General features: G+C 31.1%; 19 protein-coding genes. 8 read left to right on the forward strand and 11 right to left on the reverse strand.

Translation table 11 applies throughout. The features are described 5' to 3' along the window. Positions 1–91: 91 nt before the first annotated feature. From B2X73_RS09720 to B2X73_RS09730, 3 genes are all read right to left on the reverse strand, one after another. On the reverse strand, positions 92–727 hold the full coding sequence (locus B2X73_RS09720) for a carbonic anhydrase (RefSeq protein ID WP_280051755.1): 636 nt from the start codon (positions 725–727) through the stop codon (positions 92–94). A 50-nt stretch (positions 728–777) separates the two neighbouring features. Next, on the reverse strand, positions 778–2,322 hold the full coding sequence (locus tag B2X73_RS09725) for a SulP family inorganic anion transporter (protein ID WP_291096338.1): 1,545 nt from the start codon (positions 2,320–2,322) through the stop codon (positions 778–780). Positions 2,323–2,425: 103 nt separating this feature from the next. Next, the gene (locus B2X73_RS09730; protein ID WP_125350206.1) at positions 2,426–2,785 is read right to left on the reverse strand and encodes a hypothetical protein; all 360 of its coding nucleotides are present in this window, start codon (positions 2,783–2,785) and stop codon (positions 2,426–2,428) included. 189 nt (positions 2,786–2,974) lie between these two features. Between B2X73_RS09730 and B2X73_RS09735 the strand changes: the two genes are divergently transcribed. The 5 genes from B2X73_RS09735 (at position 2,975) to B2X73_RS09755 (ending at position 9,552) form a co-directional block, all read left to right on the forward strand. Further along, positions 2,975–3,814 (forward strand): hypothetical protein, encoded by an 840-nt coding sequence (locus B2X73_RS09735; RefSeq protein ID WP_260509658.1) that lies wholly within the window; start codon positions 2,975–2,977, stop codon positions 3,812–3,814. Between the two features lie 185 nt (positions 3,815–3,999). Further along, entirely contained in the window at positions 4,000–5,886 is a 1,887-nt protein-coding gene (locus B2X73_RS09740) for a S9 family peptidase (RefSeq protein WP_291096339.1), read from the forward strand. A 178-nt stretch (positions 5,887–6,064) separates the two neighbouring features. Further along, positions 6,065–6,766, forward strand: coding sequence for a hypothetical protein (locus tag B2X73_RS09745; RefSeq protein ID WP_291096340.1), 702 nt, complete (start codon positions 6,065–6,067; stop codon positions 6,764–6,766). A 47-nt stretch (positions 6,767–6,813) separates the two neighbouring features. Beyond that, positions 6,814–8,994: an ATP-binding protein gene (locus B2X73_RS09750; RefSeq protein WP_291096341.1), complete on the forward strand. Its 2,181-nt coding sequence runs from the start codon at positions 6,814–6,816 to the stop codon at positions 8,992–8,994. A gap of 3 nt (positions 8,995–8,997) precedes the next feature. Next, positions 8,998–9,552 carry a biliverdin-producing heme oxygenase gene (locus B2X73_RS09755; RefSeq protein ID WP_291048121.1) on the forward strand — a complete coding sequence of 185 codons (555 nt, stop codon included), beginning with the start codon at positions 8,998–9,000 and terminating at the stop codon, positions 9,550–9,552. 188 nt (positions 9,553–9,740) lie between these two features. Here the strand turns inward: B2X73_RS09755 and B2X73_RS09760 are convergent, their stop codons facing one another. Together B2X73_RS09760 and B2X73_RS09765 are read right to left on the reverse strand one after the other, a co-directional pair. Further along, a complete protein-coding gene (locus B2X73_RS09760; RefSeq protein ID WP_286496271.1) occupies positions 9,741–10,406 on the reverse strand; it encodes a DUF2490 domain-containing protein in 666 nt (221 codons plus the stop codon). 79 nt (positions 10,407–10,485) lie between these two features. Beyond that, the gene (locus tag B2X73_RS09765; RefSeq protein WP_291096342.1) at positions 10,486–11,508 is read right to left on the reverse strand and encodes an LLM class flavin-dependent oxidoreductase; all 1,023 of its coding nucleotides are present in this window, start codon (positions 11,506–11,508) and stop codon (positions 10,486–10,488) included. A 106-nt stretch (positions 11,509–11,614) separates the two neighbouring features. Here B2X73_RS09765 and B2X73_RS09770 point away from each other — a divergent pair, with 106 nt between their 5' ends. Next, complete coding sequence (locus tag B2X73_RS09770; protein ID WP_280037384.1) at positions 11,615–12,259, forward strand: MgtC/SapB family protein; 645 nt, start codon at positions 11,615–11,617, stop codon at positions 12,257–12,259. A 5-nt stretch (positions 12,260–12,264) separates the two neighbouring features. Then, positions 12,265–12,645, forward strand: a complete 381-nt coding sequence (locus tag B2X73_RS09775; protein ID WP_286496269.1) for a hypothetical protein — start codon at positions 12,265–12,267, stop codon at positions 12,643–12,645. 45 nt (positions 12,646–12,690) lie between these two features. Here the strand turns inward: B2X73_RS09775 and B2X73_RS09780 are convergent, their stop codons facing one another. Beyond that, a complete protein-coding gene (locus tag B2X73_RS09780) occupies positions 12,691–13,272 on the reverse strand; it encodes a tRNA-(ms[2]io[6]A)-hydroxylase (RefSeq protein WP_115001228.1) in 582 nt (193 codons plus the stop codon). Between the two features lie 70 nt (positions 13,273–13,342). After that, positions 13,343–13,744, reverse strand: coding sequence for a hypothetical protein (locus B2X73_RS09785; protein ID WP_219035005.1), 402 nt, complete (start codon positions 13,742–13,744; stop codon positions 13,343–13,345). Between the two features lie 99 nt (positions 13,745–13,843). Here B2X73_RS09785 and B2X73_RS09790 point away from each other — a divergent pair, with 99 nt between their 5' ends. After that, positions 13,844–15,085 carry a glycosyltransferase gene (locus B2X73_RS09790; protein WP_219035006.1) on the forward strand — a complete coding sequence of 414 codons (1,242 nt, stop codon included), beginning with the start codon at positions 13,844–13,846 and terminating at the stop codon, positions 15,083–15,085. Positions 15,086–15,100: 15 nt separating this feature from the next. On the opposite strand, the gene B2X73_RS09795 is transcribed toward B2X73_RS09790, so the two are convergent. The 4 genes from B2X73_RS09795 to B2X73_RS09810 all read right to left on the reverse strand — a co-directional run bounded on the left by B2X73_RS09795 (position 15,101) and on the right by B2X73_RS09810 (position 18,668). Next, positions 15,101–15,613 carry a hypothetical protein gene (locus B2X73_RS09795; protein WP_180906231.1) on the reverse strand — a complete coding sequence of 171 codons (513 nt, stop codon included), beginning with the start codon at positions 15,611–15,613 and terminating at the stop codon, positions 15,101–15,103. 78 nt (positions 15,614–15,691) lie between these two features. After that, a complete protein-coding gene (locus tag B2X73_RS09800; RefSeq protein ID WP_286496268.1) occupies positions 15,692–17,131 on the reverse strand; it encodes an MBL fold metallo-hydrolase in 1,440 nt (479 codons plus the stop codon). Positions 17,132–17,268: 137 nt separating this feature from the next. Then, entirely contained in the window at positions 17,269–17,856 is a 588-nt protein-coding gene (locus B2X73_RS09805; RefSeq protein ID WP_286496266.1) for a methyltransferase domain-containing protein, read from the reverse strand. An 8-nt stretch (positions 17,857–17,864) separates the two neighbouring features. Then, the gene (locus tag B2X73_RS09810; protein ID WP_219035008.1) at positions 17,865–18,668 is read right to left on the reverse strand and encodes a sulfite exporter TauE/SafE family protein; all 804 of its coding nucleotides are present in this window, start codon (positions 18,666–18,668) and stop codon (positions 17,865–17,867) included. Positions 18,669–18,820 lie beyond the last annotated feature (152 nt).

The following is an 18,820-nucleotide window of genomic DNA, read 5'->3' on the forward strand; positions in this document are numbered from 1 at the left end:
CACAGTTTTTTGGATATTGCCAATTAAATAACAAAAGCCACTCGCAGAGTGGCTTTTACATTACTAAAAAATATCTAAAGAATTAATTGTTTTATAACCAAGTTACAACGCCTGAATCTACACAGTAGTTTGCACCTATTATCTTGATTTTCCCTTCTTTTTCTAAGGTATTCAAGGTTGTACTTTGGTTACGAATATCTTCTATTGTTTGTATAACGTTTTGGTGATTTAATCTTTCTAATAAATCTGCATTTTTAGAAGAACGTTCTTCACCATCTTTTATAATTTCGTCGATAATTGGATTGAAATGATCAACCAAATGACACAAATTATTCATTCCAGTTTTGTGAATTGCTTCAGCGTCTAATCCGCCTTTCAAAGCGCCACATTTAGAGTGTCCTAAGACAACAATCAATTTAGAGCCAGCCACATTTGTTCCGAATTCCATCGAACCTAAAATATCTTGATTAACGAAATTACCAGCAATTCGTACACTAAAAATATCTCCTAAACCTTGATCGAAAATAAGTTCCGCAGAAGTACGGCTATCAATACAGCTTAAAACAACCGCAAACGGCCATTGTCCCTCTCTTGTGTCATTCACTTGTGAAAGTAAATCTCTGTTCGCTTTTAAATTTTGAACAAATCTTGCATTTCCTTCTTTTAAAAATTCTAACGCTTTATCTGGAGTTGTTGTTGCTTGAGTTTCTGATGTATGTGCTTTCATTATATTTAATTTTATTGTGTGTGTTTTAATTTTTATATGTTTTTTACAGATTAATGCGCTCCAGCTACTAAAACGTAACCAAAGAATTCTCTAAACGATGGAGGATTATCTACTGTTCCACGTTCGGAAATTAGTCGAATATTAATATTATTATTTTTTGCTTTTACTTTAAATTCATCTAAATATTCGATAATATCATAATCTAGAATACGAGTTTTTCTAACATCTAATTCAAGATTAGAACCAGGTTTCAAACCATCTAATTCTTTTACAATTGCACCGCGGTTTACAAACGTTACCTCCTCAGCAAAATTCATATGGAAAACATTTCCTTCTTTTACCAACATTACGTGCGAGTTATTGTAAGATTTGATTAACGAAACCACTACACCAACAATAAGACCAATGATGATACCTTTTAATAAATCTGTTGCCAAAATTGCAATAACTGTTACTGCGAACGGAATTAACTGATCTTTTCCTAATTTTTTCATATCCAAGAATTGTTTCGGATTACCTAATTTGTATCCAATAACCAATAGAATAGAAGCTAAAACCGCATTTGGAATTAAATTTAAAAACATTGGAATAGAGATCACACTCACTAATAATAAAACACCGTGCGTAATTGTAGAAAGTTTTGTAAGCCCGCCACTCATTGCATTTGCAGATGAACGTACAATAACTTGCGTAACAGGTAAACCTCCAATTAAACCAGCTAAAGAGTTTCCGACACCTTGTGCAATCAATTCTCGATTTGTAGGTGTTTGACGCTTTAAAGGATCTAATTTATCAGTTGCTTCTACAGATAATAAAGTCTCTAATGACGCTACAATTGCGATGGTAAATGCAACTTGCCAAACCATAGGATTTGTTAATCCAGAGGCGAAATCGGGCATAGTAAATTGTCCTAAGAAATCTGAAACACTTTCAGGAACAGGAACTTTTACTAATAAATTGTGGTCGATAGAAAATACTTCGTGGTTGGTATCACCAATTGTAACTTGGTACAAAATACCTACTAATACAGCTACTAATGATCCTGGTAATAATTTGAAAAAGTTTGATTTTTTTCCTAAAATATTATCCCAAACAATCAAGATAAATAAAGAGATTGCTGTAATAATAATGGCTCCTGGCGTGATAAAATCTAAACTAAAATTACTAAAACTAAATGTTTCTGTATAGCCTAACGCTAATGGAATTTGTTTCAAGAAAATTGAAATACCAATCGCACATAACATTCCTTTAATCACCGAAGATGGAAAGTAATAACCAATAACTCCGGCTTTTAGAATACCTAGTAATATTTGAAAAATTCCGGCGATAACAACCGCGACTAAAAATAGTTCGTAAGCAACCAAATCTGTAATAGCAGTTAATACAATAACGACCAAACCAGCCGCAGGACCAGAAACACCAATTTGAGATTTAGAAATAAGACCAACAACAATTCCTCCTACAATTCCCGCAATAATTCCGGCAAATAAAGGCGCACCACTGGCCAACGCAACACCTAAACATAAAGGCAATGCTACGAAAAAGACAACAATACTCGCAGGTATGTCCTTTTTCCAATTTTGAAAAAGATTCATAATAGTTTTAAAATGAATTATTTAATAATTTGAAATGATAAAAATAAATTTGCTATCCATTCAATAGATTTGAATAGGATGATGCAAAAAATCAATTAAAAAATTAAACTAATTCAGGAGGTGGAGTTGTCACACCATTATCTAAAGATGCATATGCATTAGAATGATGAAAATCCGAATATGTAATTTGTTTCACATTAAAAAATGTAAACAATTTTATTTCGTGGAAATAATGTATTTTTTCTGTAATTTCGCTCGAAGAATTTTTCTGATTATTTTCTTCTTCAGTTGAAGTTTGAGAAAACAAAGCTTTTTGATCATTGTCAGAAGAATCTTTTTCGTCTTGCTGCTCCAATCTCATCTGATAATCCATATAGCCCGCCAACCCTTGCATGTTCGTACTGAACACCAAAAGAAGCGTGAAAAAAATTCCGATGCTATGTTTTATCAGGTAGTCTTTCATTATGTCACAAAAATATATTTTAATTTTTAATTACAAAATAGAGGATATCATTTTTAATAAATATTTATCATTTTATTTTATGACGCTTAACAATGTTTATTGATTTTAAATATTGTCTAGATATAAAATTGATATCATAAATCATTTTTACTCAATTTTTTTAAGAATAGATTTGCAAAAAGTTAAATTTTGAGAAAGTATATAAGTGTAATGTTTTTAGTTGCTTTGGTTGCAACTACTTTCGGGCAAGGAAAAAATAATAAAGGTAAATTTTATATTTATTGGGGTTGGAATCACGCGCAGTATACAAAATCAGATATTCAGTTCAAAGGAGATGGATACGATTTTACGTTGGATAATGTAGCAGCTCATGACCGTCAAACTTCCTTTGGAATCAAGTATTTCAATCCAAGTTCTATGACGATTCCGCAATATAACTTCCGTTTAGGTTACTTTGTTTCGGATAATTGGAATATCTCTTTCGGGATTGACCACATGAAATATGTGATGGATCAAGATCAAGTTGTAAAAATGAATGGTCACATCAATACAGGTTCAGATTACGATGGAACATATAATAATGTCGATCAAAAATTAACAGAAGATTTCTTAACGTTTGAGCATACAGATGGTTTGAACTATGCTAATTTAGAGGTTCGTCGTTTTGATAATATTCAACATTTCCCAATCACAAAAAATGGAAAAGGAATCGATGTTAACGTAACAGCTGGTTTGGGAGCAGGGATTTTATATCCACGTTCTAACGTAAAATTGATGGGTAATGAACGTTATGATGAGTTTCACTTAGCAGGTTTTGCAACAGCTGCAATGGTTGGGATTAACTTTACTTTTTGGGATTATTTCTTTGTACAGGCCGAATTAAAGGGTGGATATGCTAACTTGAGTGATATTCGTACAACTGCAAACAAAGCTGATAAAGCAAAACAGGATATTGTGTTCTCCCAACAAAACTTAGTTTTTGGAGCAATTATTCCAGTTTTTACTCATAAAAATAAGTTAAACTTTTAATTAAGTAGTTTAATATAAAATATATAGCCTAATTTTAAGAATCGATTAGACGATTTGAAAAAAATTATTAGCGGAGACATCATTTAAGTACAATTTGTACTGGATGATGTCTTTTTTTAATTATAAATTTTACCTTTCTCCATAAAGAATTGTTACTTTTACAATTATTTAGATTTGAAATTAACATGAATAGATTTTCTGTATTAGTCGCAAGTATCTTGATATCGACAACAGCAATGGGACAAAAAGTAATGACGCCAGAACTTCTTTGGCAAGTAAAAAAAGTAGCTCCAGTTGGAGTAACGAAAGATCAAAAAAATCTGATTTATAAAGTAACTTCTACTAACGTAAAAACACAAGAAGACACATCGAAAACATATATGATTTCGTTGGCAGGAGGAAAAGCTTCGGAAATCGAAGATTATAAAACGCTTTTGGCTGATGAATCGTTGAATAAATCTCAACAATATAAAGCAGAAACTGATAAAGTTAAATTACAAAAGGTTTTTGGTTTTGATTATTATCCAGAAATGGACAAATCGAATGTGCAGATTTATAACGAATTAAATTACAGACATTGGGATACTTGGAATGATGGAAATTACGATCATTTATTTGTGTCAGAAAACAAAGAAGGTTCGACTAAAATTGATGTTTTAAAAGATGAACCATATTCAGTTTCAGAATTTGTATGGACACCAGATGGAAGTAAAATATTATATGTTTCTAAGAAGAAATTTGGAACAGATTACGCATTAAGCACAAACACAGATATTTATCAATACGATTTAGCTACGAAAACGACGAAAAATATCACAGAAGGAAAATTGGGTTATGACAATACACCAAGTTTTTCTTCTCAAGGAGATTTTGCGTTTTTGAGCATGGAACGAGATGGTTACGAAGCAGATAAAAATGACTTAATCGTTCGTCGTGGTGATATCGAAATGAATATTACAAAACATTGGGACGGAACGGTACAAGGTTATAAATGGAGCAATGATGGAAACAAAATTTATTTCAATGCACCAGTTGGAGGAACAATTCAATTATTCGAGGTTGATGTAAACTTCAAAATGAGAAAAATGCCTTTTATCAAACAAATTACAAAAGGTGATTTTGACATTGCAGACATCAAAGAAGTTGTTGGGAATAAAGCAATTGTTACAAAAACAGACATTAATCACGCTGCAGAAATTTATGTGGTTGATTTAAAATCTGGAGCATTAACGCAATTAACAAATGAAAACAAAGAGATCTTTGATAACATAGCGTTGAGTGATGTAAAAGCACGTAAAATTAAAACAACAGACGGAAAAGAAATGCATGCATGGGTAATTTATCCACCAAATTTCGATCCGAATAAAAAATACCCAACTTTATTGTATTGTCAAGGTGGACCACAATCTGCTTTAACACAATTTTATTCTCCTCGTTGGAATTTCCAATTAATGGCGGCACAAGGTTATATCGTAATTGCGCCAAACCGTCGAGGAATGCCAGGTCATGGAGTAGAGTGGAATGAGCAAATCTCGAAAGATTGGGGAGGACAAGTAATGCAAGATTATTTAGCTGCGATTGATGATATTTCGAAAGAATCTTATGTAGATAAAGATCGTCGTGGTGCTGTCGGTGCGTCTTATGGGGGATATTCTGTTTACTATTTAGCAGGTATTCACGAAGGTCGTTTCAAATCATTTATTTCTCATAACGGTGTATTCGATTTGAAATCGATGTATGGAACAACAGAAGAAATTTTCTTTACAAACTGGGATGCTGGTGGCGCTTGGTGGGAAACAAATAATAAAGCTGCGCAAAAAACGTATTCTAAATTTGATCCAAGTAGTACAGAACTAGTAAATAAATGGAATACTCCAATGTTAATTTACGTTGGTGGTCACGATTATCGTGTGCCAATGGGACAAGGACAGGAGGCTTATCAAATTTTACAATTGAAAGGAATCAAATCTCGTTTCATTTATTTCCCTGAAGAAAATCACTGGGTATTAAAACCTCAAAATTCTGTGATTTGGCATACAGAATTTTTCAAATGGTTAAAAGAAACCTTATAATTCAATTGATTTATAAATCATAACTATAATTTAAAAGTGCAATTTCTATTGAAATTGCACTTTTTTTATTTCTTTGAGAATCAATGACAATATCTAATAAACGAATCAATTATTTTTTAAAATTTTGTAGAGTAGAATAATCGTTGTAAATTCAAAAACATAAGTCAAAACCCAATTTATGAGTAAGGATAATAACAAAATATATTTTTCGAATAGCCCATTTACAAACGGACACAAAGTAATAGATTTTGTTTGGAGTGCTCGCCTTGATGAAAATTTTGACCTTTGGATGGATCTTCATTTAGAATCAGATAATTATGATGAAGAAGAAGAATATAAAGATGATTTGGATGAAATAGACGATATTTCTGAAGAGAATGCAGAAAAACAACTTTGGATTAATTATGATCATGCTATCATTTCGAGTACATATTGGAACAATAAAGGAATAAAGATCGGAAATGATGTGCAATTAGATTTTAATCAACTCAATAAAAAAACTTTCGAAATTGATCCTCTTCCAGTAAATCTTGACGAGTCTGAAAATCTTGCTTTTGGTATTTCGATGTTAGGAAATGACACGGTTGCACAGCACGAAATTACGTTTTTAGATACAGAAGAATTTGGTGTTTTTGATATCAAATGGAAAGGGAAAATTGCCAATACATATTTAGGAGAAACCGATTTTGATTACGATTTTTATGTCTATATGAAGAATATAAAATTCAACGGAATTAAAGTTCATCCATCGTTAGAAAAAGAAAAAGTTACAGCATTTTTTGAGAAACATTTAACTCATTTTAGTGATTTCGAATTAGTGGATACCGATGAATTAGAGTTGGAAAATTATATTCTGAAAATTAAAAGACAAGAAGATTAAAAAATAAATTTAACTTAGATTCATAATTACACTCCTAAACCATTTATATGACCAACCAAATCATCAAAAATTGTGAAGACGAAGAAATTCAGTTTCTCAACGAAATTCAACCTTTTGGATATTTGATAGGAATTCATAAAAATTCGCATCAAATTGAATTTTTTTCTCAAAATATTGATGAATTATTTGAAATTTCTACCGAAAAGATATTAAGTCAAGACATTAATCAACTTCATGATTTTGAGCTTGATTTTGACGAGGTTTTGAATTTAGAACAAGGTGATTTTTACCGAACTAATACAAAAGTTAATTCGAAAATTTATCATTTAACAGTCTATCATTTTGAGGAATTGATTTATTTGGAGTTAGAAGAATTAATTATTTTAGAAAACAGATTAGCCTATTATAATTTTTCTGAACAAATCTTGTACTCAAAGTCTATAAGCTCAACTTGGAATTTGTTAATTTCATCTATAAAGAGTTTGATTCATTACGAGAGAGTAATGCTATATAAATTTTTGGAAGATGGCAGCGGCGTTGTTATAGCGGAAGAAATTGATAAGGGATTAGATTCTTATATGGGTTTGCGTTATCCAGAATTTGATATTCCTAAACAAGCACGTCAACTGTATTTAGAGAAAAAAAGCCGTTTGGTTGCAGATGTTAACAGTAAAAGAATCATTTTAATTTGTAATGTAAATTATCACAAAATTAACTTGAAGTACTCTTCTGTTAGAGCACTTTCTCCGATACATCTACAGTATTTGCGTAATGCTAATTGTGAAGCAAGTTTTTCTATTTCTATTGTAATTAACGAGAAATTATGGGGAATTGTAGCGTGTCAGAATTCTAAGCCAAAATTTATTCCAAATCAAGTTCGTTTGCAAACCGAATTATTAACGCGTCAAGCAAGATTGACTTATGTAAATTTTAAAGCAACTGAACGATTAAAGTTTCAAAATTATTTTAATGAAACAGCGATTAAACTCAAAGAAAATCTTTTAACAGAAGAAAATCTTCAGCAATCAATTAATAATAATCTAAAAGAGGTACTTAATCTTACAAAGGCAGATGGAATTGCATTGGTTAATTTTGACGATGTTTTTGTAGAAGGCGAAACGCCAGATAAAGAAGAAATTTTGAGAATAAAAGAATGGGCATTTAAAAGAAAATCAGCAGGTTTATTCACGTCGAATACTTTTAATCTAGATTATGGACAAGAGCTTAAGCTTAGTACAAATTCGGCTGGTGTAATGTTTTGTTTTCTAAATCAAACTTATGAACATTTTATAATTTGGTTCAAAAAAGAACAAATTCAAACCTTAAATTGGGCTGGAGAACCAAGTAAAATTAAAAATGTAGATGTTATAAATGGCAATGAAATACATAGTTTTTCTCCTCGAACTTCTTTCAAGATTTGGCAAGAGAACATTAAGAGTAAATCGTTTATTTGGTTAGATAAGGAGAAATATGTAGCGAAAGAAGTGATTAAGTTAATTATAGAAACACTTCATTTACAGTCGTTCAAAATTCAGAGTTTATATGAACAGTTAAAAGAAATAAATGACGAATTAGACTCGTTTACCTATACAGTTTCTCATGATTTACGCACACCATTATCGGTGATGAAATTGAATTGTCAGATGCTTCAACGAAGTTTGAAAGATGATGAAATTAAAAATGATCGATTAAGAAGTGTTATTGAAGAAATTGATCGAATGACACAAATGATGCAGGATCTTTTGGCGTTGAGTAAAGCTAAAAAATCAGAAATTGTATTGTCTACAATCGAAACAAAACCAATCATAGAAAAGATTATACACGATGTTTTGTTGTATTATAAGATTAACAATACTGAAGTTGTTGTAAAAGAAATACATAATGTTTTGGGGGATAAAACAATGTTTTATGAGGTTTTTCTGAATATTATTGGTAATGCTATAAAATATTCATCTCAAGCAAAACACCCAAAGGTTGAAATATCATCTGAAATCAATAATAAAGAAATTATCTTCAAAATAAAAGATAACGGAATTGGCATAAAAGAAGAAGATTATCATAAAATGTTCAAGCTATTTAGCAGAATGTCTAACACTGGAAACATTTCTGGAAACGGAGTTGGACTTTCGATTGCGCATAGAATGATGGACAGAATGAATGGTGATATATCTTTTGAAAGTAGAGTAGGAGAAGGAACAACTTTTATATTAACATTTAAAAAAATCTAACGAATGCTATCTGATTATTTAAAAGAAAAAACAGCGGTTTATCACAAAGAAATTGAAGATAAATTAGAGTCGAATAAATTGTTTAACAGCACATTTACAGATAAAAATTACTATAAAATGTTGCAGGTTAATCATATTTTTCTAAAATCTTATGAAGATTCTATCAAACAATTTTTGAATGACAAAGATTTAAAAAATTTAACGTTGACAAAATTGAATAAATTGTCTTTGATTGAACAAGATATCAATGAGTTAGGTTTAGAAGAATTGAATGTACCAAAACAATTCGAGCTTCGAAATAGAGCCGAAGCAATTGGAGCTTTGTATGTGATAGAAGGTTCTATGCTTGGCGGAAATGTAATTGCAAAAACACTGAAAAAGTATCCTTTTTTAGAGAATAAAAGTTTCAATTATTTTGGACATTACGGCGAAAACCTTGGTCAAATCTGGAAAACTTTTATTGGTTATATTAATCAAGAATTTACAACTGAAGAAGAGCAACAACAAGTTTTTGAAGGGGCAAAAAAAGCCTACGAAGATTTGATAAGTTTTGCTTAGAAAAAATATTTTTAAATAAGACCTCTTTAGTTTCGACTAAAGAGGTCTTATTTTTTTATGAAGTAATTAAAATTATTGATTAGATTAATTATATTAGTAATTAATAAAAATAGTGCATTTTACTTTTATTTTTCCATTTAGCTTGACTTTCATATAATCAAGTGTAAATTATCCTAACCAAGATAAGACTATTTTATCAGATTATTAACTGTCAATCCAATCATCAAATGATCGGTATGAGATGCTTTAAGACTTTGTAACATATAACCAGCTTCTAAACTAAAAGTTGGCGAAATAACGTAACCAAAGCTTAAACCAAGTCGATTTCTATCAAACGTTTTATCTTTTACAGCTTGTAGAAAAATCTCATCATACGCTTTCAAATACCACGTGTTTTCGATTAATTTGGCATTATTTAGCGGAACAGTTGCAGTCAATTGATAACGAAATCTAAATTGTGTATCATTTTCTAAAAAGCGTTCTTCGACACGAAAGCGATGCGCGAAATTAAAACGTTGTAAAGCATGTTTTGTATTGAATTGTTGATACAAACGATGTTCGTGACTATGAGCATAATCGTCTGTAGCAGTAGGAGTTCTGTTTTGAATGTAGGCGTAACCAGCTAAAATTGTATTGTTATTTTCGGTTAAGTTGTAACCAATTCCTCCACGAATCAAAAGTTGTTGTAACTGATCTAAATCTTCGTACGAACGATATTGTATATCCGACTGAAAATTAAAATCTTTATTGATTTTTTGATTGATATTTAAGGTATTCCAAGTTCTAAAATTACTTTCTTGTGCATGCACACCGAAGTTGGCTAAAACAATAAAACAGGCTAATATTTTCTTCATTCATTCAATTTTAACGAAAAATAAAAAAAGACACGAAAACGAATCGTGTCTTTTGTCATTATAAATTAAATTTATTTTGTTACATTTTCACTTTTGGTAGAATATCTTTTCCAAAAATTTCGATAGATTTCATCATATCCAAGTGATTTGGCGCTCCCACGTCCATGTGTGCAGAAAAACGAGTTAAACCAAACATTTCCTGATATTTCAAAATACGATCAACCGCTAAAGAAGCGTCTCCAACAAACAAATGTCCATTTGTAGAACGTCCATAGTCAAACTGTGGTTTTGTATATTTTGGCCAACCTCTACTTGCTCCAATTCTATTCATTTGTGCACCATAAATTGGAAAATATTCTTCTGCAATTTTTTCGCTATCTTCTCCAAAAAAAGAGTGCATGTGAACGCCAATTTGCATCGTTTTAATATCATGACCATTTTCGATATAAACTTGTTTATAAATTTCGAACAGATAGTTAAAATCAGCAGGATTGCCTCCAATAATCGCGAAAATAATAGGTAAACCTAATGTTGCAGCACGTACAATTGATGATTTTGTTCCGCCAACAGCAATCCAAATAGGTAGTTTTTCTTGCACAGGCTTTGGATAAACACTTTGATTAATAATTGGCATTCTAAATTTTCCGCGCCAATTGATTACTTCGTTTTTATTTAAATCTAAAAGTAAACGAAGTTTTTCATCAAAAAGAGCATCGTAATCGTTTAAATCATAACCGAAAAGAGGAAAAGATTCGATGAATGAACCGCGTCCAGCCATAATTTCAGCACGACCATTCGATAAATTGTCAACACTAGCAAAATCTTGATACAACTTTACGGGATCTGTAGAACTGATGACAGAAACGGCACTTCCCAACTTAATATTTTTTGTAACTGTAGACAAAGCAGCCAAAATAATTTCTGGAGAAGAAACTGCGTAATCAGGACGATGATGTTCTCCAATTCCAAAGAAATCTAATCCAATTTCGTCCATTAATTTTACTTCTTCTATAATCTCACTCATACGTTGTTGAGGAGTTTGTGTATAACCAGTTTTAGGATCAATATGTAGATCGCCAAACATTCCTATTCCTAATTCCATACTATTTTAGATTTAGTCAAATTTACGTATAGAATTTTAGATTTAAATTGATATAGGATAGTTAATAAAAGATCAAATTTGTATATTTAATGTTATATATTCTGTTATGGAAGAATTTTTAGCGAAATCGATTCAAAATGAATTGATTTTAATTTGTATATCGATTATAATTGGCGTTTTGATCGGTACGGAAAGAGAATATCGCAACAAATCTGCCGGTTTACGAACATTCATTTTAGTTAGTTTTGGTTCCTGTTTGTTTACAATTCTTTCGATCCGAATTGGAGTAGGAAATCCTGATCGATTGGCTGCAAATATCATTACGGGAATTGGATTTTTAGGAGCCGGAGTAATTTTTAAGGACGATAATAAAGTTGCAGGGATTACGACCGCAACTACTATTTGGGCGACTGCATCGTTGGGAATGTGTATTGGAGCGGGGTATGTTTATTTAGGTTTATTGGGAAGTGTTATCGTTTTGATTATTTTGGTTGGATTAACTTATCTTCAAAATTATATTGATGATTACCATAAAATTAAATATTATACAATTCTGACAAAGTCGAAAGAGGAATATGAATATTGTCAAACATTATTTAAAAAATTTGATTTAAAATTTTCGGTTGCTAAGCAACATGCTACAGATGGAAATGTTTCTACAACTTGGTTGGTTAGAGGTAAAAGTAAACAACATAAAATGTTGATGAAGCAATTATTAGATGATAAAATTATAAAAACCTATCAATTTTAATTAGCATGAAAAACCTAACAGATGACAAAAATATTTGGTTAGATGAACCGGAAGATCACGATTTTCCTGCTGCGCAAGATTATTTGGAATTAATTTTTAAGCCTGAAATAGCTACTTCACTTACAAATAAATTATCGAAAGCCGAAACAATCATCAAGAAATCCAAAGATATTTTTAGAGCGAGTAAATTGAGTTTGCTTCCTTTGGAAAATAGACATGTTCAAGAGAATTTCAAAAAAATAAAAGCAAATAAAAAGCTTTCTCCAATTTTGTTGGTAAGATCTGCGAACGAATTAATCATTGCAGATGGTTATCATCGCTTGTGTTGTAGTTATTATTTGACGGAAGATTTGGACGTTCCTTGTCGATTGATTTATGTCGAATAAAAAAGTGAAATCAAATCTTGATTTCACTTTTTTATTATCTAAATTCTATCCGTGTATAGCTTCTTTATTTCCGTAAGATTGAATCAAATTTCCTTCAAAATCCAACCATTCTTTCCAACGTTTGTCCACATCAACATCAGTTGAAAGTTTTCGAGCAAAATTTAAGAAAGTTGTGTAATGATTCGCTTCCGAAACCATCAAATCATAGTAAAACTTTGCTAATTCTTCGTCGTTTATATTTTGAGATAATGTTCTGAAACGCTCACAACTTCTTGCTTCAATCATCGCTGCAAATAATAGACGATCAACAAAAGCCATATTTCGAGAACCATCTTTTTTACAAAATTTCATCAATTGACCAACATAATCATCTTTTCGCTCGCGACCTAATTTGTATCCACGACGCTCGATAATTTCTACAACCATTTTGAAATGTTGCATTTCTTCGATTGCAATATCCGACATTTCCTGAATAAATTCGTCATGTTCAGAATTATACGCAATCATGGTAATCGCGTTTGTCGCCGCTTTTTGTTCACACCACGCATGATCTGTTAAAATTTCTTCTAAATTTCTTTCCGCAATATCAGCCCAACGTGGGTCTGTCAAAAGTTTTAATCCAAGCATTTTTCGAAAAATATTAAGTCCAAATTTACGAAATTATATTGTTTAAAGATTGAATGTGAAAAATCGTCTATTAAATGATTTTCTTTTCAATCATTTCTAATATCACATCCGATGCATGTTTGAAAGTTGGTGCTTGTTCCGTCAAACTTGCTGCATTTTTTTTGTTCACTTTAAAAATCAAATCTTTTTCAGTTGTAAATAATAAAGCATTTGTAAATGGATTTTTGATGTAAGAACTCAAAATTAAAAAAGTCTGTTCAACACTATGAAATTGCTCAACTTCTTCGGTTTTATAACGAAATGTGAAGGCAAAATTGTACTCATTATTTTCTAAAAGATGTAAACGAACAAATATATTTTTAAGATCAGTATCTCCAATAGTTTTGGCCATTGTAAGTTTTGCAAAAGTTCCTTCTTTGATACTTGATTTTACTTGCCCGAAAAATTCTTCAAAAACAGTTTGATAAGACATTTTATATAATTTTAGCTGCAAATTTACATTAAAATAAGCCAAATTGGGTGTATAATATTTAATCTTCCAATTAAGAAACAGAAAGTGTAATTTTGTGGGATGAAAAAACTTTTAATCATTGGTCAAGTTTGGCCAGAACCAACTTCTTCTGCGGCAGGAACTCGAATGATTCAGTTAATTGATTGTTTCCAAAAAGCTGAATTTGAGATAACTTTTGCCTGCGCTGCTTCAAAATCTGATTATAGTTTTGATTTGATTTTGAAAGGAATAAAAGAAGTTGTAATTCAGTTAAATGATGAAAGTTTTGATAATTTTATTAAACAATTAAATCCTGAAATTGTTCTTTTTGATCGTTTTATGATTGAAGAACAATATGGTTGGCGAGTTTCGAAAGAATGTCCAAATGCATTGAAAATTTTGGACACAGAAGATTTACATTTTCTACGAAATGCGCGACAAGAAGCAGCTAAAAAAGGAATAGAATTTACAGAAGATTTATTGTTTTCTGATTTAGCAAAACGAGAAATAGCGTCTATTTTACGCTGTGATTTATCGTTGATGATTTCGAAAAAGGAAATAGAAATTCTACAAAATCAATTTAAAATTGATGAAAAAATCTTGTATTATTTGCCTTTTTTAGAAAATGAAATTACAGAAGAAAAAATTAATTCTTGGAAAAGTTTTGAAGAAAGAGAATATTTTATGTTTATCGGAAATTTTATTCATGAACCTAATTTTAATTGTGTTCAGACCTTAAAAAAAGAAATTTGGCCAATTTTGAGAAAGAAACTTCCGAAAGCTGAATTACATATTTATGGTGCTTATGCAACGCAAAAAGTTTTGCAATTAAATAATCCTTCCGAACGATTTTTGATCAAAAGTAGAGCAGAAAATGCGCAAGAAACGATGTCAAATTACAAAGTTTTGTTGGCGCCGATTAATTTTGGCGCTGGTGTAAAAGGAAAGTTTGTGGATGCAATGCAAACTGGAACTCCTTCGGTTACGACTACGATTGGAGCAGAAGCAATGAAAGATAATTTTGATTGGAATGGTTTTGTAGAAGATGATTTTGAAGCGTTTGTGGAGAAAGCTATTTTGCTTTACAATAATGAGAAAGAGTGGGAAATTGCTCAACAAAATGGAATCAAAATTCTGAACGAGAATTACAATAAAAATAAATTTGAAGCTGATTTTTTAGAGAAAATTAAATCGATTGAAGCAAATTTAATCCAACATCGAAATCAAAATTTTATTGGTCAAATTTTGCAACATCATCATCATCAAAGTACAAAATATATGTCACTTTGGATTGAACAGAAAAACAAAAACCTTTCGAAATAGGGTGGTTTTTGTTGATTATTCTACTTTGAAGCTATTTACAATTTTGACAAAATCGCTTTTCATTATTTCTTGATTTTCGAAACTGCAATATTGTAAAATCTGATAGACAAATTCTTTCGTTTCGATTACAGTTTGCAAGAAATAAATATGTCCAGATTCGGGATCATTTGTTTCAAATTCGGTATAAGCATAATTGAATCCCTGTTCGTAGGCAACATAAGGTTTTTTGATATAATTAAACCCTTTTTGTGTTTTATATGGCTCGATAGAATTTAGCGTATAATCAATCATATCCAAATTAGAATCTGCCAATTTTAATTCATCTTTGTGTTCAAAAATCACAAATCCATACGAATTCGGCTTTGGAGCAAGACTTTCAAATTGAATAGTTGCATAATCATTTAACCCAACTGTACGTTGAAAATCTTTTGGAATAGTTAACGCAAACGATTCAGCTCCATGTATTTTCTGTTGAGCAAAAGCGGTAATACATGTAAAAAGAGAGGCGATGAATAACAATTTTTTCATTGGATGAATTTAGATGACGAATATAAAAAAAGCCTTGATTATCCCAAGGCTATAACGTTATTATTTAAAATAAATTGTTTATTTCGTTGAACAAGAATTATTTCCTGATTGACAAGGCGAAGTTCCTTCTACAATTTTAACACCTTCAACTTCTTTTATTTTACCAAAACCTCCAGCAACGTCAATCAAATTTTCGTAACCACGAGCGCGTAAAATTGAAGAGAAAATCATTGAACGATATCCTCCTGCACAATGTACTAAATAGGTTTCTTCAGGATCGATTAATTTCATAGATTCATTGATGAAATCTAAAGGAGCTGTAATTGCACCTTCTACGTGAGAAGTTTCATATTCACCTGGCTTACGAACGTCCAAAACTTTTAATTCAGTTTCATCAACTAACTCTACAAACTCTTCTGGAGAAACCGAAACAATTTCATCGAAATCTTTTTCAGCCTCAACCCAAGCTTGGAAACCATTGTTCAAAAATCCGATTACATTGTCATATCCGACACGAGCCAAACGTGTTACCGCTTCCTCTTCTTCACCAATTTCTGCAATTAACAAAATTGGTTGTTTGATATCTGTGATTAATGTACCAACCCAAGGTGCAAAATTTCCTCTAATTCCAATATTGATGGAGTTTGGAATAAATCCAGCTGCAAAAGTTTGAGGATCGCGAACATCTAAAATTAACGCATTTGTATCTTCCGCAACTTGCATAAATTCGTCTGGAAATAAAGCTTTATTCGCACGTTCTTTCACTACATCCAAAGATTCAACACCCAATTTGTTCATCATTACATTTTCTGGAAAATAGAATGGAGGAGGCATTAATCCTGAAGTTAATTCAGTAATAAATTCCTCTTTTGTCATAGAAGGATTCAAAGCATAATTCACTTCTTTTTGATGTCCTAGCGAATCAAAAGTTTCTTTACTCATGTTTTTTCCACAAGCAGAACCCGCTCCGTGTGCAGGATATACGATAATATCATTAGCTAAAGGCATAATTTTGTTTCGTAAAGAATCAAATAAATAACCAGCTAATTTTTCTTGCGTTAAGTCTGTATTTAATTTTTGAGCTAAATCTGGACGACCAACATCACCAATAAATAAAGTATCTCCTGTAAAAATTGCATAATCTTTACCGTTTTCATCTTTCAATAAATACGTTGTACTCTCCATGGTATGACCTGGTGTGTGTAAAGCTGTAATAGTTATATTTCCTAAAGAAAAAACTTCGCCATCAGTTGCGATATGTGTATCAAAATTTGGTTCCGCAGTTGGACCATAAATAATTGTAGCACCAGTTTTTTGCGCCAAATCTACATGTCCTGAAACGAAATCTGCATGAAAATGCGTTTCGAAAATGTATTTGATTTTTGCATTGTCTTTTGTCGCTTGATCGATGTAAGATTGTGTTTCTCTCAACGGATCAATAATTGCAACTTCACCATTGCTTTCTATATAATAAGCACCTTGCGCAAGACATCCGGTGTAAATTTGTTCAATTTTCATAAGAATGATTTAGTGTGTAAAAATACAAATATTTAAATTTAGAATTTTCCTCTGATGGATGAATTCTGATACTTTTCTTCTATTTAAACTCAAATAAGATTGATAGTTAACTTAAAATTTATGAATGAAATCATAGGTTATTTGGCAATCTTTTTTAGATTAATAAATAATTCGGTTTTAGCTCTTGGCGGAATAGAATTGTAACAATTTTCCATGACTTTGAAATCAAAATAATCATTGAAATACGTCTGATATTCAGTTTTATCACCTCCAAAAGGAGGCGTTTCATTTCCGAATTCTCTGTTGAATAATACACCAACTAATTTTCCGTTTTCGGTTAGCAGTTCATTCATTTTGATACTATAGCTTTGACGTAATTTTGGATCTAATGCACAGAAAAAAGTTTGTTCTAAAATCAAATCAAATTCACCATCTAACTCAAAAAAATCTTGATGAAGAACTTTGATATTGGGATTATGTTTAAATTTTTCTTTGATTTTTTCGACTACAATTTCCGAAATATCAATCAATGTAATATTCGTAAAACCTTGTTCCAAAAGATATTCTGCTTCGTAAGCATTTCCACAACCTGGAATCAGAATTCTGATATTTTTATCTTCCAATTGATCGATATACTCTTTTAGTGGAGTAGAAGGAGCTTTTAAATCCCAACCAGTTTGATTTGTGATGTATTTATCGTTCCAAAAATTTTCGTTCAGTTCCATACTTTAAATTATTGAATTATAAATTCTTCGATGAACATAAAAATTGCCATTAAAATAATGAAGATTGCAAATGTTCGTTTTAGAAATTGTACTGGTAAAAATTTGTTGATGTAGGTTCCGACAAGAATTCCAACCATAGAAATTCCAATGAAAACACTCAAAAAACTCCAATCAATTTTGATGTGTAAAGCATCACCAATAAAAAATCCGATAAGTGAATTGATGGCAATAATTACCAACGAAGTTGCCGAAGCTCTTTTCATATCTAATTTTGCAACCATCATTAATGCCGGAACAATCAAAAAACCACCGCCAGCACCAACCATTCCTGTTAATCCTCCGATTAAAAATCCTTGAATTAATAAAAGAGGATTTAGCTTATCATTTTTCTGATTAATTTGTTCTTCTTTCTTCCCTTTTAACATAGAAATAGCTGCGAAAACCATCAGAATAGCGAATAAACCAAACATTGCCATTCGACGTGTGACGATAAAATCGCCTATAGAAAATAAATTACTTGGCAGGGCAGGAATTAAAAATGCACGAACCAATGTAATTCCAACAACAGCTGGTAATCCAAATTGAAAAACGACTTTCCAATCAACCATTTTTTGCGAAGCTTGCTTTATTCCTCCAATCAATCCTGTCGATCCAACGATGCATAATGAATAAGCAGTAGCAATTTTTTCGTCGAAATGAAAAATATACGCTAAAATAGGAACGGCTAAAATAGATCCACCACCACCAAGAACTCCCATAATTAGTCCGATGAAGAAGGCACCTACAAAACCAAAAAACTCTATAAAATCCATTTTTTTCTCTCGATTTTTACAAATCTATAGCAAATACAATAACAATTACTATAGGTATATTATGAAATATTGTTGTAAATTAATACAAATGCCTACTAAATCAATAGACGTGTATTATTTTACTTTTTTTAATTATTATGCAAATTTGGTGT

The organism is Empedobacter sp. UBA7252 (genome assembly GCF_002472765.1).
In the GTDB taxonomy this organism is placed as follows: Bacteria; Bacteroidota; Bacteroidia; order Flavobacteriales; family Weeksellaceae; genus Empedobacter; species Empedobacter falsenii_B.